The organism is Martelella sp. NC20, assembly GCF_013459645.1.
Lineage (GTDB): Bacteria > Pseudomonadota > Alphaproteobacteria > Rhizobiales > Rhizobiaceae > Martelella.
The window spans coordinates 3,959,782-3,981,614 of record NZ_CP054861.1; the positions used below are offsets into that span (position 1 = coordinate 3,959,782).

At 62.7% G+C, this 21,833-nt stretch carries 19 protein-coding genes; 4 read left to right on the forward strand and 15 right to left on the reverse strand.

Going from position 1 to position 21,833, the window contains the following annotated elements; genetic code table 11:
* Positions 1-79 precede the first annotated feature (79 nt).
* Positions 80-1,726 carry a sulfatase-like hydrolase/transferase gene (locus HQ843_RS19050; RefSeq protein WP_246710159.1) on the forward strand — a complete coding sequence of 549 codons (1,647 nt, stop codon included), beginning with the start codon at positions 80-82 and terminating at the stop codon, positions 1,724-1,726.
* Positions 1,727-1,748: 22 nt separating this feature from the next.
* Here the strand turns inward: HQ843_RS19050 and HQ843_RS19055 are convergent, their stop codons facing one another.
* The 3 genes from HQ843_RS19055 to HQ843_RS19065 all read right to left on the reverse strand — a co-directional run bounded on the left by HQ843_RS19055 (position 1,749) and on the right by HQ843_RS19065 (position 6,336).
* Positions 1,749-5,048: an efflux RND transporter permease subunit gene (locus HQ843_RS19055; RefSeq protein WP_246710160.1), complete on the reverse strand. Its 3,300-nt coding sequence runs from the start codon at positions 5,046-5,048 to the stop codon at positions 1,749-1,751.
* Positions 5,045-6,055 carry an efflux RND transporter periplasmic adaptor subunit gene (locus tag HQ843_RS19060; RefSeq protein ID WP_180901689.1) on the reverse strand — a complete coding sequence of 337 codons (1,011 nt, stop codon included), beginning with the start codon at positions 6,053-6,055 and terminating at the stop codon, positions 5,045-5,047. The genes HQ843_RS19055 and HQ843_RS19060 overlap by 4 nt, the downstream gene beginning before the upstream one ends.
* A 77-nt stretch (positions 6,056-6,132) precedes the next feature.
* On the reverse strand, positions 6,133-6,336 hold the full coding sequence (locus HQ843_RS19065) for a YgaP family membrane protein (RefSeq protein WP_180901688.1): 204 nt from the start codon (positions 6,334-6,336) through the stop codon (positions 6,133-6,135).
* 108 nt (positions 6,337-6,444) lie between these two features.
* On the opposite strand from HQ843_RS19065, the gene HQ843_RS19070 reads away from it, so the two are divergent.
* Positions 6,445-6,744 (forward strand): ArsR/SmtB family transcription factor, encoded by a 300-nt coding sequence (locus HQ843_RS19070; RefSeq protein ID WP_180901687.1) that lies wholly within the window; start codon positions 6,445-6,447, stop codon positions 6,742-6,744.
* 92 nt (positions 6,745-6,836) lie between these two features.
* Here the strand turns inward: HQ843_RS19070 and HQ843_RS19075 are convergent, their stop codons facing one another.
* From HQ843_RS19075 to HQ843_RS19115, 9 genes are all read right to left on the reverse strand, one after another.
* Complete coding sequence (locus tag HQ843_RS19075) at positions 6,837-8,450, reverse strand: GMC family oxidoreductase (RefSeq protein WP_180901686.1); 1,614 nt, start codon at positions 8,448-8,450, stop codon at positions 6,837-6,839.
* A 12-nt stretch (positions 8,451-8,462) separates the two neighbouring features.
* Positions 8,463-9,959, reverse strand: coding sequence for an FGGY-family carbohydrate kinase (locus HQ843_RS19080; protein ID WP_180901685.1), 1,497 nt, complete (start codon positions 9,957-9,959; stop codon positions 8,463-8,465).
* 4 nt (positions 9,960-9,963) lie between these two features.
* Entirely contained in the window at positions 9,964-10,806 is an 843-nt protein-coding gene (locus HQ843_RS19085) for a class I fructose-bisphosphate aldolase (RefSeq protein WP_180901684.1), read from the reverse strand.
* On the reverse strand, positions 10,803-12,521 hold the full coding sequence (locus tag HQ843_RS19090; RefSeq protein WP_180901683.1) for a glycerol-3-phosphate dehydrogenase/oxidase: 1,719 nt from the start codon (positions 12,519-12,521) through the stop codon (positions 10,803-10,805). The genes HQ843_RS19085 and HQ843_RS19090 overlap by 4 nt, the downstream gene beginning before the upstream one ends.
* A gap of 66 nt (positions 12,522-12,587) precedes the next feature.
* A complete protein-coding gene (locus HQ843_RS19095) occupies positions 12,588-13,583 on the reverse strand; it encodes an aldo/keto reductase (RefSeq protein WP_180901682.1) in 996 nt (331 codons plus the stop codon).
* Positions 13,573-14,553, reverse strand: coding sequence for a sugar-binding transcriptional regulator (locus tag HQ843_RS19100; protein ID WP_180901681.1), 981 nt, complete (start codon positions 14,551-14,553; stop codon positions 13,573-13,575). The genes HQ843_RS19095 and HQ843_RS19100 overlap by 11 nt, the downstream gene beginning before the upstream one ends.
* 31 nt (positions 14,554-14,584) lie before the next feature.
* Positions 14,585-15,538: an ABC transporter permease gene (locus HQ843_RS19105; protein WP_180902125.1), complete on the reverse strand. Its 954-nt coding sequence runs from the start codon at positions 15,536-15,538 to the stop codon at positions 14,585-14,587.
* Positions 15,539-15,602: 64 nt separating this feature from the next.
* Positions 15,603-17,117, reverse strand: coding sequence for a sugar ABC transporter ATP-binding protein (locus HQ843_RS19110; protein WP_180901680.1), 1,515 nt, complete (start codon positions 17,115-17,117; stop codon positions 15,603-15,605).
* 74 nt (positions 17,118-17,191) lie between these two features.
* The gene (locus HQ843_RS19115) at positions 17,192-18,211 is read right to left on the reverse strand and encodes a substrate-binding domain-containing protein (RefSeq protein WP_180901679.1); all 1,020 of its coding nucleotides are present in this window, start codon (positions 18,209-18,211) and stop codon (positions 17,192-17,194) included.
* Between HQ843_RS19115 and HQ843_RS19120 the strand changes: the two genes are divergently transcribed.
* Together HQ843_RS19120 and HQ843_RS19125 are read left to right on the forward strand one after the other, a co-directional pair.
* Positions 18,210-18,407, forward strand: coding sequence for a hypothetical protein (locus HQ843_RS19120; RefSeq protein ID WP_180901678.1), 198 nt, complete (start codon positions 18,210-18,212; stop codon positions 18,405-18,407). The genes HQ843_RS19115 and HQ843_RS19120 overlap by 2 nt on opposite strands.
* A gap of 160 nt (positions 18,408-18,567) precedes the next feature.
* Positions 18,568-18,786: a DUF6500 family protein gene (locus HQ843_RS19125; protein WP_180901677.1), complete on the forward strand. Its 219-nt coding sequence runs from the start codon at positions 18,568-18,570 to the stop codon at positions 18,784-18,786.
* A gap of 191 nt (positions 18,787-18,977) precedes the next feature.
* Here HQ843_RS19125 and HQ843_RS19130 read toward each other — a convergent pair whose 3' ends face one another.
* The 3 genes from HQ843_RS19130 to HQ843_RS19140 are packed head-to-tail and all read right to left on the reverse strand — an operon-like array spanning position 18,978 to position 21,825.
* Positions 18,978-20,327 (reverse strand): enolase-like domain-containing protein, encoded by a 1,350-nt coding sequence (locus HQ843_RS19130; protein ID WP_180901676.1) that lies wholly within the window; start codon positions 20,325-20,327, stop codon positions 18,978-18,980.
* Entirely contained in the window at positions 20,324-21,169 is an 846-nt protein-coding gene (locus HQ843_RS19135; protein WP_180901675.1) for a sugar phosphate isomerase/epimerase family protein, read from the reverse strand. The genes HQ843_RS19130 and HQ843_RS19135 overlap by 4 nt, the downstream gene beginning before the upstream one ends.
* The gene (locus HQ843_RS19140) at positions 21,169-21,825 is read right to left on the reverse strand and encodes a TetR family transcriptional regulator (protein ID WP_180901674.1); all 657 of its coding nucleotides are present in this window, start codon (positions 21,823-21,825) and stop codon (positions 21,169-21,171) included. The genes HQ843_RS19135 and HQ843_RS19140 overlap by 1 nt, the downstream gene beginning before the upstream one ends.
* Between the last annotated feature and the right edge of the window lie 8 nt (positions 21,826-21,833).

A 21,833-nucleotide genomic window follows, 5' to 3' on the forward strand; every position in this document is an offset into this window, starting at 1 on the left:
GCTTTGGCCCTCGTGAATTGCGGCCCGAACCTGTACGCGTCATCTTCCGTTTAAACGCATGGTGCCCGGTGATGTTTTGATGACAAGAAGCGACAGGCCTGACAAGGGGCGAACCACATCATCGCGCGCGCTGTGGCTTGCCTTCGTGTTTTTCATCGCCGTCAGCTTTGCCGCCCTGACGCTGCCGGATCATCCGGGAGCGTTTTCGAGCGCGGCCTTCCTGCGGTTCCCGCTGGAAATCCCTCTCATGGCGCTGGCGCTGCTGGTGCTGCCGCGACGGATGGCGGCCGTGCTGTCGGTTCTGTTTGCCCTTGCCGTCTTCACCCTGCTGTTCCTGAAGATCGCCGATATCGGCGTGCAATCCGCGTTCCAGCGGCGCTTCAACCCCTATCTCGACATGAAGATGTTGGCCGACGGCTGGAATGTTTTCTCCGGAACCCTCGGACCATGGCAGGCGGGCCTTGCCCTCGGCATGGTCGTCGCGGGTTTTGCCGGCGTTCTCGTGCTGTATTTCCGCGCCGAACTGCGGCTGATAAAGCTCACCACCACGCAAAAGCGTGGAACGGTGATCGCAACGCTCGCTTTGCTCGGGATCGGAGTAGCGCTCCACTTCGCCGAAACCCCGATGCGGGCCGAGATGAAAGCCCTTCCCTATCTCGGCAACCGGCTTGCGCTGATAGAGCGCTCGATCACGGATATGCGGCAGTTCGAACGTGACCTCGTGGCGCGAGATGACGCCGGTTCCGGCGACGATCTGTTTGCCGGGATCAGGGGGCGCGACGTCATTCTCGTCTTCGTGGAATCCTACGGGCGCAGCGCCGTCGAGGATCCGCTTTACAGTCCGGTGACGGTGCCAAGGCTCGAAAATGTCGAAAGCGCGCTCGCCGGTGCCGGTTTTGCCGCAGCATCCGGCTGGCTCGTCTCCCCCACCATGGGCGGGTTGAGCTGGCTTGCCCACGGCACGTTTCTATCCGGTCTGTGGACCGACAGCCAGGCCCGCTACGACAGGCTGATGATCAGCAACCGGCAGAGCCTGAACCGGCTGTTCCGGCAGGCTGGATGGCGTACGGCCGCCGTCATGCCGGCGATCACCATGGACTGGCCGGAGGCCTCGTATTTCGGTTACGATCAGGTGTTTGCGGCAAGCGATCTGGGCTATCGGGGAAAGCCCTTCAACTGGATCACGATGCCTGACCAATACACATTGTCGGCATTCGAACGGCTGGCGCGCCAGCCTGCCCGCGCATCGGGCACGCCGCTGATGGCCGAAATCGCGCTGATTTCGAGCCATGCGCCATGGACGCCGGTGCCAAGGCTGATCAGCTGGAACGATGTCGGCGACGGCACGGTGTTCAACAGCCAGGCGGAAAGCGGCGAGACGCCGCAAACGGTATGGTCGAACCGCGACGATATCCGCGATCATTATATCCGCACGATCGATTATTCGCTGCAGACGCTCGGCGACTACATCACCCGCTTTGGAGACGACGCCGTTTTCATCGTCCTCGGCGACCACCAGCCGGCGCCGATCATCACCGGTCCCGATGCCTCGCGCGCCGTGCCGGTGCATGTCGTCAGCAGGGATGCCGCACTGATCGGACGCTTCGAGGCGGACGGGTTCACCGCCAGCATGATCCCCGCCCGGGACGCGCCGGAAATCCCGATGGATACGATCAGAGCCCGTCTCGTCGAGCTCTTCGGGCAAACTTCCGGACCGACGAAGTAACCCTCGCCGGTCCGGCCATCCCCTACGCCGATGCGGAACCGGCATTGCCCGCCTCGTCGGGGTCCGTCTCGTCGGGTCCCGTCACGGCAGCATCCGGGCCGGGGTCCTGCCTGTCTCCCCGCAACACGACATAGATCGCGGGAATGATCAGCACGGTCAGCGCCGTGGACGAGGCGAGCCCGAACAGCAGCGAGATCGCCAGCCCCTGGAAGATCGGGTCGGTGAGGATCACGGCGGCGCCGATCATGGCGGCAAGCGCGGTCAGCAGGATCGGCTTGAAACGGATCGCGCCGGCTTCGAGAAGCACGTCGATGAGCGGCCGGCCGGGCCGTCGCGCATGGCGTATGAAATCGACCAGCAGGATCGAATTGCGCACGATGATGCCGGCGAGGGCGATGAAGCCGATCATCGAGGTCGCGGTAAACGGCGCGCCGAACAGCCAGTGTCCGCCGAGAATGCCGATGAAGGTCAGCGGGATCGGCGTCAGGATGACGAGCGGCAGCTTGAACGAGCCGAACTGGGCGACGACAAGGATATAGATACCGATAAGCGCCACCATGAAGGCGGCCCCCATGTCGCGGAACGTAACCCACGTCACCTCCCATTCGCCGTCCCACAGCAGCGTCGGAGTGGTTTCGTCGTCGGGCTGGCCATGGAGGACGATCGCCGGCTTGGGCAGGTCGCCCCAGTCCATCGCGTCGATCGCGTCCTGAACGGCCAGCATGCCGTAGATCGGCGCTTCGTAGGCGCCGGCAAGCTCCGCCATCACCATTTCGGCGGCGCGGCCATTATGCCGGAAGATCGGATAGGACGCCGGCTCCTGCGTAACGGTGACGACATCGCCGAGTTCGACCACGTCGCGCCCGCCCGGCAGCGCATTGGCCGGAACCGGAGTTGAGAGCGCGCGTTCATCGATCGTGTTGTGTTCCTTCGGCAGCGCAAGCCGGATCGGGATCGGCTGACGCCCGCCGCCGCGATGCGAATAGCCGACGGTTGTCCCGCCATAGAGATAGCTGAGCGCGTCGAAGACATCCGATTGTTCGACCCGGTAATATTCGAGATTGTCCTGATTGATGGCGATACGCATCCGTTCAGGTCGGTTGTGGTAGCTGTCGTCAAGATCGACGACGAACGGCACGCTCTCGAAAGCCTCCCGCACCTTGCCCGCGACGGCGCGCCGCGTTTCAGGGTCGGGACCATAGATCTCGGCAAGCAGCGTGCCCATGACCGGCGGACCGGGCGGCGGCTCCACCACCTTCACCACGGCGTCCTGCGGCAGATCGAGACCATCGAGCCGTTCGCGCATGTCGAGCGCGATGGCGTGGCTTGCCCGGTCGCGATCGCCCTTCGGCGAGAGGTTGACGGCGACCTGCCCCTGTTCGGGGTTGGCCCTGAGGTAATAGTGACGCACCAGCCCGTTGAAATCGAACGGCGCGGCCGTGCCGGCATAGGTCTGGAAGGAGAGGATTTCCGGAACCCCGGCAAGCCTGTCGACAACCGATTGCAGCGCCCGGTCGGTATCCTCCACCGACGATCCTTTCGGCAGGTCGAGCACGACCTGGAGATCGGACTTGTTGTCGAACGGCAGCAGCTTGACCGTGACGTGCTTGGTGTAGAACAGCCCGAGCGAGGCGAAGGTCGCGACAGCCACGACGATGATGAAGGTCCATGCGCGCGCGCGGCTTTTCAGGACGGGCCGCGCGACCGCGACATAGAGCCGTCCGAGCCGTCCGCCGCCCGCAGCCCCGTGGGCCGCCGCGGAACCGCCGTGCCCGTGGGCATGGCCGGCCGCCTTGCCGCCGATCCTGATCATCAGCCACGGCGTCAGGATGACGGCGACGAAGAACGAGAACAGCATGGCCGCCGAGGCATTGGCGGGGATCGGGCTCATATAGGGGCCCATCATGCCCGAGACGAACATCATCGGCAGCAGCGCGGCGATCACCGTCAGCGTGGCGACGATGGTGGGGTTGCCGACCTCGGCAACGGCGTCTATCGCCGACTGAACGCGCGAGCGGTCATCCTGCATCGCCCAGTGGCGGGCAATGTTCTCGATCACGACGATGGCGTCGTCGACCAGGATGCCGATCGAGAAGATCAGGGCGAACAACGAGACGCGGTTGATCGTGTAGCCCATGATCCATGAGGCGAAGAAAGTCAGAAGGATGGTCGTCGGAATGACGACGGCAACCACCAGAGCCTCGCGCCAGCCAATGGCGATGCCCACCAGAACGACGATCGAGACGGTCGCAAGCGCCAGATGGAACAGCAGCTCGTTGGCTTTCTCATTGGCGGTCTCGCCATAGTTGCGCGTGACCGTCATTTCCACGTCGGAGGGGAAAATCTGGCCGCGCACCTGCTCCAGCCTGTGCACGATCTCCTCGGCGATCACCACCGCATTGGTGCCGGGACGCTTGGCGATCGCCAATGAGACGGCGGCGGCGCGGTCCAGCCCGGCATCCGTGCGGCGGATGTCGGTGACGCGGCTTTCGGCGGGCGCGGTCGCCAGAACCACGTCGGCAACGTCGCGGACATAGACCGGACGGCCGTCGCGCGCGGTCAGCAGAAGATTGCCGATCTCGGGCAATGACTGAAGCGTCTGGCCGGCGATGACGGGAAGCTGGCTACCGTCCTCGCGGATGGTGCCGACGCGGAACGAACGGTTGGCCCCTTCGACCTTGGCGGCGAGTTGCTGCAATGTGATGCCGAACAGCGAAAGCCGCTCGGGATCCGGTTCGACGCGGAACTGTTCGGGCTGTTCGCCGACGATATAGGTGAGCCCAATATCGGGCAGCTTCGAGACTTCCACCTGAAGTTCGCGGGCAAGCCGGGTCAGGTCGTTTGCCGTCCAGCGCCCCGCGGCCTCCTCCGTCGGCCTCAGGGTGACGACAACCGCGGCCACGTCATCGATGCCGCGACCGACGATCAGCGGCTCCGGGACGCCCACCGGGATGCGGTCCATATTGGCGCGGATCTTCTCATGGACCCGCAATATGGCGGTATCGGAATTGGTGCCGACCTCGAAACGGGCGGTGACGAGCACGCCGTCGTCATCCGTCTGCGAATAGACGTGCTCGACGCCGTCAATGCTCTTGACGATGGTTTCCAGCGGCTCGGTGACGAGCTTGACGGCGTCCTCGGCCCTCAGGCCATTGGCATTGACATGAATGTCGACCATCGGCACCGAAATCTGCGGCTCTTCCTCGCGCGGCAGCGAGACGAGCGCAATCAGGCCAAGCGCAATCGCGGCCAGCAGCAGGAGCGGCGTGAGCGGCGAGACGATGAAGGTGCGGGTGAGATTGCCTGCAATTCCGAGCTTCATGGCAGCACGACCCGATCCCCGGCGCGCAGGCCGGACAGAACCTCGATCCGCTGTTCGTCATTGTCGCGGATGATCTCGCCAAGGATAACCGCGACATCCATCCCGCCGTCGGCGGTCGCGATACGCACATAGTCGACGCCGTGCAACGTGCTGACTGCTTCAGGCGGCACGACGAGCGCTGCCCGCTTGCCGACCGGGATCGATACCAGCGTGCGCTCGTTCACGAAATAATCGCCGACACTGTCGACCTCGACATCGGCGATCACGCGTCCATCGGCGATTTCCGGATAGACCTTGCTGATTCGTCCGGAACTGACGGCCGGAAGCTCGCCTGCGCCGCGGACAAGGCCGCGCTCGCCAACAAGCACCTCGGCGCCTTCGACGATCTCGGCGGCATGCCGCTCCGGCAGCGACAGGCGCAGATAATACGGCCCCGGCGCGATGCGGGCGACGTTCTCGCCCGCCATGACGACCGAGCCCAGTGTTACCGGCACGGTCAGCACCCGGCCCGTTGCCGGCGCAAGAACCTCACCCTCCTTCGCGCGCTGCTCGACCACGGCCTTTTCGGCAACGGCGGCGGCGACCTGATTGGTGACGACATCGAACTGGGTTCTGGCCTGGTCGAGGCGGGCCTGGGTGCCGGACCCGGAGGTGCGCAACTGCTCGGCGCGGTCGAGTTCGGTGCGCGCGTTCGAAAGTTGAGAATTCAGCGCTTCAAGCCGGGCGTCGGCAGCCTTCAGTTCGAGGGCGAGCTTGTCGTCGACGATCACCGCGATGGTATCGCCCTTGGCGACATTGTCGCCCTCGCTGACCCGGACATCCTCCACGACGCCGCCGATCCTGGCGCGCGCCGGCACCACGATCCGGCTTTCAACCCGGCCGAAAACCGCTTTCATCTCGGTCACCGTCACGGGTTCGACAGGAAACTCGGCGGCCGCAGCTGTCGAGGCGACAAGCGGCGTCGCCAGGACAAGGGCTGCTGTAAATCTGAAAACGGCTTGAAGCATGGGACCAAGGCTCCTTCAGGCGACAACGCATGAGCGCTGCGCCCGGGATGAATGTGCGATAAGGGCGGCGACTTCGATTATTCGAACGCGCAGCCCGACTTGACTCCGAGCTTTCGGAGCACAATTGCTGCTGGGCAGAAACCGGTGAGCGATGCCTGGATCAGGTTAAGCCCGACGAAGGCATTCAACAGGAACCACCAAGGCGAAACATAAAATCCCAGCGCCAGCGAGAGAAGAACCATGAACCCCGCGAACATCATTACAGCACGATCGAGCGTCATTTGAACATTCCTTCTGTTGTCACAATCCGGTGCGCGATCAACCGCGATCGCTCAAGGGTCTAAATTGATTGCTTGCATATAACATTCAAAAATATTAAATTCAAGAACATGAATGTCACAGATATGATCCCCGCCGCGAAGTCGGCCGCCGAACTGATGAGCAACCTCTCCCATCCACAGCGCCTGCTGGTGCTTTGCGCTCTGGTGGACGGCGAGAAGTCGGTTGCCGAACTGCGCCGGGAACTCGGCATTGAGCAGGTGCCGATGTCGCAGCAACTCATGCGCCTGAGAGCCAGCGGCCTTGTCGAGGCGCGTCGGGAGGGCACGACGGTATTCTACGCCATCACCCGGCCGGAGGTATTGACCGTGATCAATGCGCTCCACGACGCCTATTGCAAAAAGGATTAGTATCAGGCGCGCAGCCGGCAGGAAGGCGCGCGGCGACCGCTGTCCGCAACCAGCTATCGTTCGGTCGGCTTTTCGGACAAGGCTTTGCGCAATCAGTCGCCGCGTCTGATCATGTCGGCAGCCTTTTCCGCGATCATCACCACAGGCGAGGCGGTGTTGCCGGAAACGATTGTCGGCATGATCGAGGCGTCAATGATGCGGAGACCGTCGAGCCCGCGAAAACGCAGGTCGGGCGTGACCACCGCCTCGTCATCCGTTCCCATCCGGCATGTTCCCACGGGATGGAAGATGGTTGTGGCGATATTGCCGACAGCCTCTTGCAGCTCCTCATCCGACGCGACGGCCGGACCGGGCAGGATTTCGCGCGGCCGGAAGGGCGCAAGCGCCTTCGCCGTCATGATCTTGCGGGCCTGACGCACGGCGCGCAGCGCGACGCTTCGATCGGCTTCGGCCGAGAGGTAGTTCAGGCGGATCTCCGGCTGTTCGGTCGGCTCCGGCGATATCGCATGGCTGGCGCCGCGGCTTTGCGGGCGCAGATGACACACAGATACCGTGATCGCCGGAAAACCGTGCAGCGGATCGCCGAGCTTGTCCGTGGAAAGCGGCTGCACATGATATTCCAGATCCGGCGTCGCAAGCGCGGGATCGGATTTCGTGAACATGCCGAACTGGCTGGGCGCCATGGAAAGCGGGCCTGAGCGGAACAGCGCATATTCAAGCCCCATCTTCACCCTGCCCGAGACGGAGTTGACCGCCGCGTTCAGCGTCTTCGCCCCCTCCACCCGGTAGACCGTTCGGATCTGAAGATGATCCTGAAGGTTTTCGCCCACGCTATTGTTTTCATGAGAAATCGGCAGACCGAGCGCGGCGATGATCTCGGGTCGGCCAATGCCGGAAAGCTCCAGCAGTTTCGGCGAATTGATCGCGCCGGCGGCAAGCAGGACTTCGCTTCGCGCACGCGCTTCCATCCGCCGGCCGGCATGACTGAAGACGAGGCCCCTCACCCGCTTTCCCTCCAGCACCAGACGCTCGGCAAGGGCATGGGTGATGACCCGCAGATTGGCGCGCTTGCGGGCAGGACGGAGAAACGCCTTGGCCGCGTTCCAGCGCACGCCCTTTTTCTGGTTCACCTCGAAGAAACCGGTGCCCTCATTGTCGCCATCGTTGAAATCCGGTCGCGGCATGATGCCGAACTCCGCCGCGCCGCGCTGGACCGCCGCCAGAATCGGCCAGGTCAGCCGCTGGCGCGAGACCTTCCATTCGCCGCCGCCGCGATGCCATTCGCTGTCGCCTCCGTAATGATCCTCGGATTTCAGAAAATACGGCAACACATCGTCCCAGGCCCAGCCGGCATTGCCCATCTGCCGCCACCCGTCATAATCCGCGGCCTGTCCGCGCATGTAGATCATGCCGTTGATGGAGGTGCAGCCGCCAAGCAGCTTGCCGCGCGGATAGGAGAGCGAGCGGCCGTTGAGGCCGGGCTCCCGCGCCGTCTGCATCATCCAGTCGGTGCGCGGATTACCGATGCAATAGAGATAGCCGACGGGGACGTGCACCCAGTGATAATTGTCGCTGCCGCCTGCTTCCAGCAGAAGAACGCGCGTCGCCGGATCCTCGCTCAGCCTGTTGGCGAGAACGCAACCGGCCGTGCCGCCGCCGATGATGATATAGTCGTAGTCGCCTTCAAGGCGCTCAGTCTGTTCCATTGCCCTCATCCTTCAGGCGCTTTTGCCGAACGCCGACCAGATCTCGCCCATCGCCTCGTTCAGCCGCTGGTAGATCGCGTAGCGGCGATCATAATGGCCGCGCATGGCCGGGTCCGGCTCGAAACGGCCGCGGGGACGCGTCATGGCGGCAATCGCGGTCTCGTAGCTGCCAAACAGTCCCGTCGCGACCCCCGCTCCGATCGCAGCGCCCAGCGCCCCGGTTTCACGGGCCTCGGCGGTCGTGACCGGTATGCCAAGCCCATCGGCAAAGATTTGCGGCCAGTGATCGCTGCGGGAACCGCCGCCGGAAAGGACGGCGCTTTCGATGGCAAGGCCCGCATTGGCAAGCACGTTCACATGGCGGCGGTGTTCAAACATCACGCCTTCGAACAACGATCTGAGGACATGGCCTTCGGTATGCCATCCCGCAACGCCGTAAAGACCGGCGCGGGCGTGCATTGCCGTGCGCGAACCATAGAGAAAAGGGTGGAAGATCGGATCGTCGGCAGCGGGACGAACCGCGCCGACAGCCTCGTTGCAGTGCTCGAAGGGGGCACCGTGAGCAGCGCCGCGCTCGACGAATTCGCGCACATACCATTCCAGATTGGCCGCGGAGGTGGCGCTGCTTTCGATGTTGACGAAACGGCCGGGGCCGAAGGCGGAGACCATGAAGACGTCCGGATCGTTCACAGGCTCGTGCGAGAAAACCTGATTGATCGACCATGTGCCGGCAATGATCGACGCCTCGCCCGCCCGCACCACGCCGGAGCCCATGGCGCTGGCGATGACATCGAAATAGCCGGCGATGACGGGCGTTCCGGGAACGAGGCCGGTGGCTCTTGCAGCCTCATCGCATACGCCGCCGACAACCTCGCTCGGATCGCAAAGACGCGGCAACATCCGGCGGGCGTCTTCGAGGCCATAAAGGCCCAGCAATTCGTCGTCGTAATCCCCCTCCGGCAAACGCAGCAGGCCGCAGCCGGACATGTCCGAGATATCGCTGACGCGTTCGCCGGTCAGCCGGAAGGTGATGAAATCCTTGCAGAGCATCGCGGTCCCGGCGCGCGCGTAGATATCCGGGACGTTGGCCTTGATCCAGCCCATCAGCGACGGCGTCTGGGATGGCCACGGCATCTGGCGGCAAAGTGCGTAGAACCTGTCGCCGTCGCGCTCGGCCATGATGCGGGCATGCCCGGCCGCGCGGTTGTCCAGCGACTGGATGCCAAGCAGCGGCGCGCCGTCGCGGTCGGTCATGTAAAGCCCGTTTCCGTGTCCGGCACAGCCGATGCCCGCAATTTTGGACGGGTCGATGCCGGCCTTCCCGATACATATCCGGATCGCTTCCCCGGCGTTCGACCACAATTCATCGAGATTGCGCTCGACATAGCCGGGCCGAGGCGTTTCAGAGCGGCCGTCAAGCGCGTGCATCGCGCATTGGCGGCCGTTTGCGTCGAACAGAACGGCCTTGATGACCGTGTTGCCGGCGTCGAGTCCCAGAAGATAGGTCATGCTTTCACCCGCGATTGTAGACGTCCCAGGCCTCGTCGCCGCCAGCACCGTGGTGAATAATGCCCATCAGCGCGTTGACGACCGCCTTCGGATTATCATGCTGGTAGATGTTGCGGCCATAAACCATCCCCTTCGCGCCCTGTCCCATCAACGCCGCGGATTTCGCCAGCACATTCCTGAGATTCTCCCTGCCGCCGCCGCGCACCAGAACCGGCACGCGCGCGGCTTCCACCACCCGGTGGAAGTCCTCGGGGTCATCCGTCGGATCGGCCTTGATGATATCGGCGCCCATCTCGCTTGCCAGCCGCACCAGGGTGACGATCTTGTCGGCATCGCCATCCACCTGATAGCCGCCGCGAACATCGTTGGGGAGCATGACCAGCGGTTCGATCATCAGCGGCATGCCGTAGCTGTGGCAGGCAGCGCGGACCTTGCTGATATTGCCGACGCACTGGCGGAAAAGCTCCGGCTCGTCCGGCAGCATGAACAGGTTGACGACGACGCAGGCGGCATCCATCTCCAGCGCGCCGATGATCGGCTCGTCGGCATTCTGCAGCATCGACCACATCACGTCATGCCGTTTGTCGTTATAGGGGTTGCCCATGTCGATGCGCATCACGAGCGCGGGCTTTTGGCGTTCCGGCCGGCTCTGCAACAGGTCCGAGGGTCCATAGGCCATCTGGATGGCGTCGGGCCGTGCTGCCACCAGCGTATCGACCACCCTTTCCATATCTTCGAGACCGACCAGAAATGACGGCTCGTTGCAGACGCCATGATCGATGGCGACATCCAGGCAGCCACCATTGTTGAACATCCGGTTCATCCGGGCCTTGGTGCTTATCTTCATTGGTTCCTCCTTCGTTGGGTCCGGCGCTCCAGCATCGTGCGGGTCACACCGTAATAGGCTTCAAGTTCATCGAGAAGGTCCCGCACCTCGCCGCCGCGGCGCTGGTCGCTCCATCCCAGTTCCGCTGCCGCGCGCGCGGTGATTTTTTCGATATGATCGTCGTTCAGCACGCCGGTGATGGCGAGCGGCGTGCGCCGCAGCACGAGATCGGAAAGCCGCGCCGCGAATTCATGCCGGATCAGAAAAGCGATCTCCGCTTCCGTGATCATGGTTGTGTCATCAAGCGCGATGTCGTCGGCGCGGGCGCTGCAGAATTTCATGACGGCGCGCGACCGCGTGCCGTAAAGATCAACGAGATGGCGGGCGCGCGACCGGTCGATCCCGAACCGTTCAACGAGTTCCGCCTCCAGCGTTTCGGGCTCGGCGGGCATGCCGGCGCCGCCGCCAATCGCAAGGAAACGGGTTTCGCGAGAGCGTGTTACGCCGAGTTCTTCAAGCGCCATGTCCGCCGTCTGTTCGGCGAAGGCGCGAAACGTCGTCCACTTGCCGCCGACCATGCACAATTGAGGAGGCGCGCCTTCGAGCCTGACCGTCGAATGTCCCCGCGAAATGCGGCCGGTAAACGCCTGGTCGCTCTCCGGCAGCGGACGGATACCGGAATAGCTGAAAACCACATCGTCAGGCGTAATCGCGATCCTGGGAAACAGCAGTTTGAGCGCGCCGATAATATAGTCCCGCTCCGCATCCTCGCAGCGCACACGCTCCGGCTTTTCGATCCGGATGTCGGTGGAGCCCGCCAGCACCTTGCCGAGATAGGGAAAGACGATGCAGACGCGTCCGTCGGTGTTTTCGAAGAACATCATATGGCCGCCGAGCGCCTTGAACAGCGGCGGACTATCGATGATCAGGTGTGATCCCTTGGTGCCGGAGACCAGCCTTTCGCGGCTTTCGGAACCGCTTGAAAGCAGGCGCGCCGTTTCATCGAGCCATGCCCCCGTGGCGTTGATGACGAGGCGGGCGGAAATCTCGGCCGTCGACTGCGTCAAGGTATCGGTGATCGTGAATGTGTCGCCGGTTGGCGCGATTTCGGCGTAATTGAGCGCGATGGCGGCGGGGTTTCGGGCATCAAGGATCAGTTCGATGCCGAGGCGTTCGGGATAGCTGATCCAGGCATCGTGGTAGCTCGCGCTGTAACGCAACTCGCGCGTGAGTTCCGGCCAGATTCTGAACGTTTCGGCGGCATTTCGAAACCTGTGCGTCGGCAGAACCCTGTTTTTCCGGGTCACCCAGTCATAGAGCGAAAGGCCGAGTTTCACCGGCAGCGCGCCGCGCCGCGCCGGCTTGCCCCTGCCCGCGAAAAACCCGGCCGCGGCGTTCATCAGACCGGAAAAGACGGAGGTGATCGGTATCGTCGTCGCCAGCGGGCGCACCATGTGGGGGGCGTTGGCAAGCAGGGCGTCGCGTTCGAGAAGCGATTCCCGGACCAGCGAGAATTCGCCGTTTTCGAGGTATCGCAGCCCGCCATGGATCATTCGCGAAGGGGCGGCCGAACAGCCCGAACAGAAATCGCCGCGTTCGACCAGCAGCACCTTCAGCCCCTGAAGCGCAAGCTCCCGGAAAACACCGATGCCGTTGATGCCGCCACCGACAATGATCGCATCGAAGCGACCGATGCGCCGGACCTCCTCGATGCGTTTTTCTCTTTCATCAGTCATAGCGGGTCTGCTCACCGTCAGCGTGTGCGGTGTCCGTTGTCGAACAGGAGGTTGGTTTCGAACGCCTCAGGCGTCCAGTTTTGCCAGATGCGTTTCAGCGGCTGCGGTGATCAGCGAAACCTCGCTTTCGCCGAGTTGAATACGCCCGGCCCTTGCGTTTTCCCGCGCCTGCTCCGCATTGCGCGCACCGCAGAGAGCAAAGGTGATGCCGGGCTGGCGAAGCGTCCAGGCAATCACGATCTGCGCAAGCGTTGCGTCGTGGGCATCGGCAATCGGGGCGATATCCGCCATCAGCCGGGCCACTTTCTCGCGGTTTGCCTTCGAAAAGCGCGGATTGTCCTTGCGCTGGTCGTCGCCGGAAAAGCGGCGCTCCGGCCCCATCTTTCCGGTAAGCAGACCAAGCGCCAGCGATGAATAGCTGAGCGTTGCGATGTTGTTTTCGCGGGTCTTCGGCAGCAGCGTCGTCTCGATGCCGCGCGCCACCATGGAATATTCTTCCTGAATGGCATCAAGCTTGCCGGTCGCCAGATAGGCATCGAGTTCGACCGCCGAGACATTGCTCGCGCCGATGGCCCGGATCTTGCCGTCCTTCCTGAGCTGTTCGAGGGCCGCGACCGTTTCCTCGATCGGCGTCGTCGGGTCCTGCCAATGGGTGATGTAGAGGTCGATATGATCGGTTCCGAGCCGCTTCAGGCTCTGCTCGACCTCGTAGACAATGCTGTCCCTGCCGAGATAGCGGTGGACCGGCTTGCCGTCGACATCGAAGAAGTGGCGCCCCTTGTCCGTATGCCAGACCAGACCGCATTTGGTGGCGAGCACGACCTCGTCGCGACGCCCGGCAATCGCCTTGCCGACGATTTCCTCCGACAGGCCCTGGCCATAGGCGGGGGCCGTGTCGATCAGCGATATGCCCTCGTCCAGCGAGGCGCGGATCGCCGCCACCGATTGCGCCTCGTCGGTGCCGCCCCACATCCAGCCGCCGATGGCCCAGGTTCCAAGTCCGACAGCCGATGCGGATATGCCCGAATTGCCAATCGGGCGAACCAGCGTTTCATGCGACATGTTGTGACCTTTCCAGAGTGTTGAGAACCACCGAAGCGGTCTGCTCATCGACGATGAGCGAATTGAGCCGGCGACCGTTCAGCACGGCCTGAATGGGTTCGATCTTCTCCGCGCCCGAAGCGACGCCGATGACATGCGGGCAGCGTGAAAGCTCGTCCGGAGCGAGCGCGACCAGCCGTTCGTGCAGCGGATAGTCGGCAAGCGTCCCCCCGCGCTTGACGAGATGGGCAAGGAACTCGGCCACGACGCCGCTGCGAATGATCTGTTCCCTGTCCGGATTGGGCGCCGGATGGAAATCATAGTAGCTCGAGCCCGGCGTGGTGATCGATCCGACGCCGACGATCGCGACGCTTGCCCGGCGGGCGAGGTCGAAGACTTCCTTGATCGATCCCATTTCCATCAGCATGTCGCGCTGGGCGCGGCTTTCGGCGAAAAGCGGCGCATGCAACAGCATCGCGCGCCCGCCGAGCCGCTCGGCGATCTGCGTCGCCAGATGGTTGACGTCGGTGTAGTATTTGCCCTGAACGCCGCCGGTCAGCGGCACCACGGTGACGTCGAAACGGCGGTCGGGCGACAGGTTCTCGGCAACGGCGCTGACGGCCTTGCCGCCGGTCACCGCGATCACGTCGCCGTCGCGAATGGTCTCCAGCAGGTGGCTGGCGGCAGCGCGGCCGACCTGCTGCAGCGTCGTATCGGGATTGCCGACAATCGCCGGCGCAACAACCGCAGAGCCCAGACCCGTCGCCGAAACCAGCGCCTTCTCGAGGTCGACCAGGCCCTGATAGGGGCTCTCGATGGCGATCTTCACCATGCCGGTGAGACGTCCCTGGCTGATCAGCCGGTTCACCTTCGATGTCGACAGGTTGAGCATCTCGGCGATCTCCGACTGCTTCCTGCCTTCCAGGAAATGCAGGACCAGAACCGTGTGGATCTGCCGGATCACGTCAAAATCGTCTTTTTTTCCAGCCATGTTCGTACCCGTGATTGAATGCAATTGCGGTTCAGCCGCGCCGCTTGTTGAAATAGTGATCGATGGACACCGCGGACAGCAGGATGGAGCCCCTGATAATGTCCTGCCAGTAGACCGAGACATCCAGCAAAGCCAGCGACGACGACACCACCGACAGCAGCACCGCGCCGAGGATCGCCCCGAAGATCGTCCCCGAGCCGCCCGAAAGGCTCGCCCCGCCGATGACGGCGGCGGCGATGACGTTCAGTTCCATGCCGATGCCGAATGTCGGCTGGGCCGAGCCGAAACGCGCCATGTAGATGACGCCGGCAACGCCGCACAAGGCGGAACACAATGTGGTGGTCAGGAAAACAACCCTCTTGGTGCGGATGCCGGAATAGGCGGCGGCCTTCTCGTTGCTGCCGGTATAAAACACCTTGCGGAACATGGTGGTGCGGCGAAGCATGAAATCGAACGCGATCACGATGACCAGAAAGATCACGATGACCACGGGAACGACGCCGATCGTGCCCTGACCGATGAACTTGAATTCCGGCGGCAGGGTGTAAAGCCCGATCGGCCGGCCGCCAGTGCCCAGAAGGCATGCGCCGCGGGCGATCACCATCACCGCGAGCGACACGATGAAGTGGTGAAGCCCCACCCTGGTGACGAATATGCCCATCACGGCGCCAATGCCGGTGCAGGCGAGGATCGATATCGCCGATGCCGTCCAGGGATCGACGCCGGCGAGAAACAAAAGCCCCGCGATCACCATCGCCAGCGCCGTGACCGACCCGACAGAGAGGTCGATACCGCCGGAAATCAGCAGGATCGTCATGCCGACGACGACGATGCCCTCGACCGCAAAGGCCATGGTCATGGCGCGAATGTTGACCCAGGTCAGGAAATACGGCGAGGCAAACGACATGACGATGAACAGGACGAGAATGATGGCGATGAGCCCGGTCTCGCGCATGCCCAGGATATGCCTGAGGATTCGTGACATCTGGCTGCGCTGCGCGCGCTTTTCGTTGGCGTTCATTACGTTTTCAACACTCATTTCTCTTCCCTCATGCCCTCTCTGCCTGCTCCAGAGACGCCAGATACATGATATTCTCCTCCGTCATGTCGGCCCCGCTGACCTCGCCGGCGATCTCGCCTTCGCGCACCACAAGCACGCGGTCGCAAAGCCCGATCAGTTCGGGCAGTTCGGAGGAGATCACCAGGATGCCGACGCCGTCATTCGCCAGATCGCGCAGGATGCGGTGAATTTCGGATTTCGCCCCGACATCGACGCCGCGCGTCGGCTCGTCGAGAAAGATCACCCGCGGTCCAACCGACAGCATCTTGGCAATTGCAACCTTTTGCTGGTTGCCGCCTGAAAGCGCGCTGGCCCGCTGGCCGACGTGATCGCATTTGATGTTCAGCTGTCTGCAGAGCCGTTCCGCCTGCTCGACCTCGCGGCGATCATCGATGAAGCCGGCGCCGGACGAGACCTGTCTGACCGAAAGGGCCGAAATATTGGCGGCAATCGACATGTCGAGAAACAGCCCGTCGCCCTTGCGGTCCTCGGAAAGATAGACCATGCCGTTGTCGATGCTCTCGCGATAGCTGGCGATATCGAGCGTCTTGCCGTTCAGGATCACCGTTCCGGAAACACTGCCCTCAAGCCGGCAGATGCCCCTGGCGATCTCGCTGCGCCCTGCCCCGATCAACCCGGCAAATCCGAGGATCTCGCCGCGCCTCAGGCTGAAGGAAACATTGCGGAAGCGGCGGGCCTCGCTGAAATCGATCACCTCGAGAATAAGGTTTTCAGGCGTTTGATCTTCAGGCCGCTTTTCCGGGTAAAGCGTATCGATGACCCGGCCGACCATGGCGTCGACCACGCCTTGCGGCGTGATATCACCGATGGCGCGGGTGACGATGTGCGCGCCGTCGCGAAAAACCGAGACGCGGTCGCATGCATTGAAAATCTCGACCATGCGATGGGAGATGTAGATGATCGAAATGCCGCTATCGACCAGGCGGCGCATGATCGAAAACAGGATCTGCGCTTCCTTTTCGGTTAGCGCCGCCGTCGGCTCGTCAAGGATGAGGACGCGGCAGTCGAGCGTCAGCGCCTTGGCGATCTCGACGAGTTGCTGCTCGGAGATCGAGAGGTCGCGGACGAGCCGTGACGGCTCGATATCGCTGAGGGTCGACAAGACCTTTCGCGCGCGCGCCGTCAGGTCGCGATAATTCATCAGCAACGATTTCGAGGTGTTCGTCGTCGCCATGAAGATGTTTTCGGCAACCGAAATGTCAGGGCAGAGCGCAATTTCCTGGTGCACGAAGCCGATCCCGAGCTTCTGCGCCATGGCGGGCGAGGCAATTTCCACCTTGCGCCCGTCAAGCCGGATCTCGCCGCTGTCAGGTTGAAGAATGCCGTCGATGACATTCATCAGCGTTGACTTGCCAGCGCCGTTCTCGCCCGCGATGGCGTGGATTTCACCCCGCCTCAGCTCAAAGTCTATACCCTTGAGCGCACGGACCGCGCCGAAGGATTTGGAAATCCCGGATATGCTGAGAATGCTGTCTTGTTCCATGATCTCGCCGAACCCGCATCTGTGTCATACCCGTCCGGACCGATGAAACGGCCCGGACGACGCATCGTGATCGATCAGCTGGGATCGCGGCCTTCCATGTAGGTGTTGAGATCGAAGGAGTCGGCGTTTTCCTGCGTGATGACAGCGAAACCGTTGTCGATGAACGGGATCTGCATCGGGTTGGCGCCGGAGACCTTGTAGTCGTTGAAAGGGTCGATCGCTTCCGGACGGGCCGCCAGGAACGTCGCCAGAAAGCCGGTGAAGCCCTGTATCCCCTGATTGGGGTTGAGCGCCATGTGGATGTTGCCCGCCTTGATGTGCTCAAGCGTGGTCGGCGTGATGTCGGCATGCATGATCAGCACATCGGCATCGGCCTCAAGCACGGCCGCCACGGCGCCCTCGGCGGAACCGGCCTCGGGGATCCAGAGCGCATCAAGCTCGGGATTGGCCTGCAGGATCGATGCCGTCGCCCGGTAGGCCGCATTGCTGTCCTGATTGGTCGCCTGACGGCCGACGAGTTCCATGCCCGGATAATTTGCTCCCATATAGTCGATCAGGGCAGTTACCCGCAGGTCATGATTGCTCTGGCCCGGATTTTCGAGCACGGCGTATTTGCCGTTCTCGCCAAGCTGGGAAACGATTTCCTCGGCGGCAAATTTCGCCTCCGCGCGATTGTCCGACGTGATGTAGGCGCTCCGGTTCGACTTCGGCGAGTCGGCCGCGAAGGTAACGACGGAAACGCCATCGGCGATGGCGCGATTGATGGGCTCGATGAACGGATCGGACTGCATGGGATGCAGCAGGATGCCCGCCGGCGACTTCACCAGGTCCTGTTCGAAGGACGCGATCTGCTTGGTGATGTCGTAGTCCGGCGTACCCGAAAAGATCGTTTCGCAGCCAAATGCCTCCGCCGCCTGCTTGAAGCCCTGATAGACCGGAACCCAATAGGCGTGGCTGGAGACCATGACGTTCATGACATAGGTCTCGCCGGGTTCGCAGGCGAGCGTATCTTGCGCCGAAGCCGGTGCGGCCGATGTAATGGCTGCCGTGATCGCGACTGCCGAAAAGGCAGTGCTCATTAGAAGATTTCTCATGGATTTCCTCCTCCAAGGTCGTGAGCGGCCTCCTCCAAGGCCTGATCCAGCACTGCCGAGAATTGCAGCACAAGGACAAATTCGCAAGTTATTTCACGCATCAAAAAAACTTGCAGGAACCCGATTACCTCCGGCATGCGGCGCTGTCAACAGAAATGCAATAAAAACCATTGATGAAATTTATTTCACTAATTGAGTCACCTCCCTTTCCCACGGAGAAAACATCCTCGTGTCGCACAACCGAACGGACGATTGATGGATTTGCTTCACAGCGAAGCCGTTGTAGGTCTGCCCCATCGGCGTTCAAAACCGCCAATCTACGCTGCAGCCGAATGGCTATGAAAAGAAGGCACACCATGAGACCGACCCTGCGGGCAAAGGCAATTTCAGTTTGCAACGACAAGATCGAAAAAAAGGGCGAAGGTGTCGGCCTGTCATTCTACGCATTCTTTGCAAACAGAAACGACGACACCGAGCTCCTTATGGAAGCGGCCGAGTGGTGGATCAAAACCCACGGTCTGGATCACTTCGAGAAAGCGATCAAAATCCGCGCGATGATAGAGTCTGGACAATAGGCACGGGCTTCGAGACTGTTGACGGTGGCCGTCATTGGCCCCGCCGGCATGCTATACGACCACACCCGCGGCATCCTGTGGGGCGCCTCCGATCACCGCAGGGATGGCATAGCGCTTGGATATGAGGACTGCCTGACAAGCGGAGAAACGCAGAGCCGCGAGACGACCTCCGGGCGACGCGATGTATGCGGCTACCGCCCGAAACCCGGCTGGAACAGCGAGCCTATCGAAACCGCGCCATCCTCGATGCGCAGTTCGATACGGCCGTCATTCTCGCGGTAGAGATCGGGATGGGCGGCGACGAGGCGCGCCTTTTCCGGTTCATCATAGCCCTGCAGGCCGCCGCCGAAATGGTGGCCGTTGCGTTCCACATCGCGGCAGCCGAGCGTTGCCGCAACCAGCGTATCCTGCTGCCAGCAAAGGCCGGGCTGGCAGGTCAGGTCTTCGGCCGAAATGAACAGGCGCTCGCCGCGGGCACGGCCGTCAGCCACCCGGGCATAGTTCAGAAGCGCGCGCAGCACGCCCTTGCAGCTCTTGATCGAGGCGCCCGACCAGCCATGGGCGATGGCGGTAGCGAAGGCATCGTCATGGTCGTCGCTCTCATCGATGATCAGCGGGAAAGCGGAGAGTTCGACCGTGATGTCGAGCGTCAGCGCGGTCTCGCGGGCGAAAGGCTGTTCGATGAAGGCGATCGAGGACCGCAATCGCGAAAGCGCCGCATCGCCTTGAAGGCGCTCGAGAAACGCGGCAAAACGATCGGGCTGATACTGCTCGTTGGCATCGAGCGTGACGCGGTAACTGCCGATCCCGTCGATAAGGGAGGCGATGCGCGAAAGCCGGTCGATATCGGCTTGCGGGTCGCCCTTGAGCTTGATCTTGAAGGCGTGGATGCCGGTCGCGCGGATGATCGCCTCCAGGCTGACCGGCAGACCGTCATCGGCGCGTCCCGTCTCCGCCTGGAATATCGGGGCGTCGAAGCCGACGGTCTGGCGCGGCGCGATGGCCGTCAGCGGCGCGATGCCGGCAAGCGCCCCGGTGATGGCGGCCGCGGAAATATCGCGCGCGCCGAGGGCGCCGACGCCGAAAAGATCGGCTCTGGCGGCCTCGGGGAAATTGACGCCGCGCGCAAGGCAGAGCGCGTCGATCAACGCCATTTCGACAAGGGCCGGACCGAAATGGGCGGCAAGCCTTGGCGTGCCTTCCGGCATTGCGGCCTCGACCTCACGGCGCATGCGGGTCGTGGCGGCGGCGATGGTTTCAGCCGCGATGTCCTGCGCCGATTTGCAGGCCAGTTCGAACGAGCGTTTCAGATCGGCGACGGTATCGTCATTGGTTCGGCTCTCGCGTTTGTCGAACCAGCGCGGCACCATAAGCTGGGCTGCATGCCCCTCAGCCACGCGACCATCGACCTCCAGGGTGAGCGAAACGAAGCCCTGGTCGGTTTCCGTCACCACGGTGTTGCCGAAATGAAACGGCAGACGGAATTTGACCGGCCGGGCATCGAACGAGATCGCCTTCAGCGAGATCCGTGCGGCGCTCATCGCATTGTCCTCCCATAAGTCTGCAGATGGGCCCGCGTGGTGGCGGATGCGATCGCAAGCGTGACCTCCGCGTTGACGCAGGTGGTGAACGGCTCGACCGAAAGGTCGCCGCTATATCCGCTTTGAATGATGGCCGCGATGATGGCCGAAAAATCATCGGTTCCTGTGCCCGGCGCGCCGCGATTGCTGTCGTTGAGATGCACATGGGCAATCAGCCCGGTCGGCATCCATTTTGCAATCAGCGCGGGCACGCTTTCATCTTCGGCAAGGGCTGCCGAGGAACAGTCGAGCATGGTCTTGAAGGCCGGAGACCCGACCATGTCGACAAGCCGGCTCGCTTCCTCCAGCGTGTTGATGAACGGCGTCTGGTCGCGCGACAGCGGCTCGATGCAATAGGTCATGCCGGCATCGAGACAGGCGCGGGCGACGGGCGCGATAAGTTTCGCCACATGTTCATAGGTCGCCGCATCCGGGGTGCCGGATAGCGGGCGGCGCTGGTGAGGCGATCCATGGATGAGCACATGCCCGCCCAGCCCGGCACAGATTTCGACGAGTTTCAGCAGGTAGTCCGTTGTTGCCCTCGTCGCGGCGGGGTCGGTGATCGACAGATCCGGCGCCGATGACAGCAGCCAGTGCAGCCCGGCAATCCCGATGCCTTCATCGGCCGCCGTCTGCCGCATCGCCTCGACCTCGCCCGCTGAAAGGTCGCGCGGGTCGGCGGGGAAACTTTCAACCGCAAGCTCCAGCGCGTCATAGCCGATGGCTTTCGCAAACCGGCACTGGGCCTTTAGATCGAGGCCCTGCCGGCTCAGCAGTTCGTTGCAGCAGACAAGTCGGGGCATCAGCAGGCGTCTTTCTGTTTCAGCCAGCCGACGACCGCCTCCGTCGCGCGGCGGGCATGGGCGTTGAGGCCCTCTTCGCTGGCGTCAAAGCCGAAGACCTCGGCCAGCGTGAACCGGTTTGAAACCGGAAAATAGCAAAGCGAGGCAATCAGCAGATAGACCTCGACCGGCTCGGCCTTCCTCAGGAAAACGCCGTCCTTCCAGCCGCGCTTGAGAACTTCCTCAAGCTTGATCAGCAATTTGGACTGGATTTCGCGCCGGTCGCCGATCTTGCCGACGGACGATCCGTGCCGCAGGTTTTCGGTATTCAGCATGGTGATGAACCAGGGCCGGGTGCGAAAATGGGTCATGGTGAACATCACGAGTGCGGCGACGGCATCTTCGGGCGATAGCGCCTCAAGCGCCAGCTTTTCCTCGCCGGCGCGGATCTGCACATAGGCTTCGCGCAGCGCCGCCTTGTATAGCTCGTCCTTGTCGCCGAAATAATCGTAGAGCAGCGGCTTCGACAGGCCGGCCTGCTCGGCAATGCGGTCGACGCGGGCGCCGTCATAGCCGACCGACGAGAATTCATCGAGGGCTGCCTGGAGGATGGCCGCGCGCGATGCCTCCGCGTCGCGCGTCGTCCGTCTTGTCTTTACCGCTGTCCGCCTCGCCACGCCCGTTT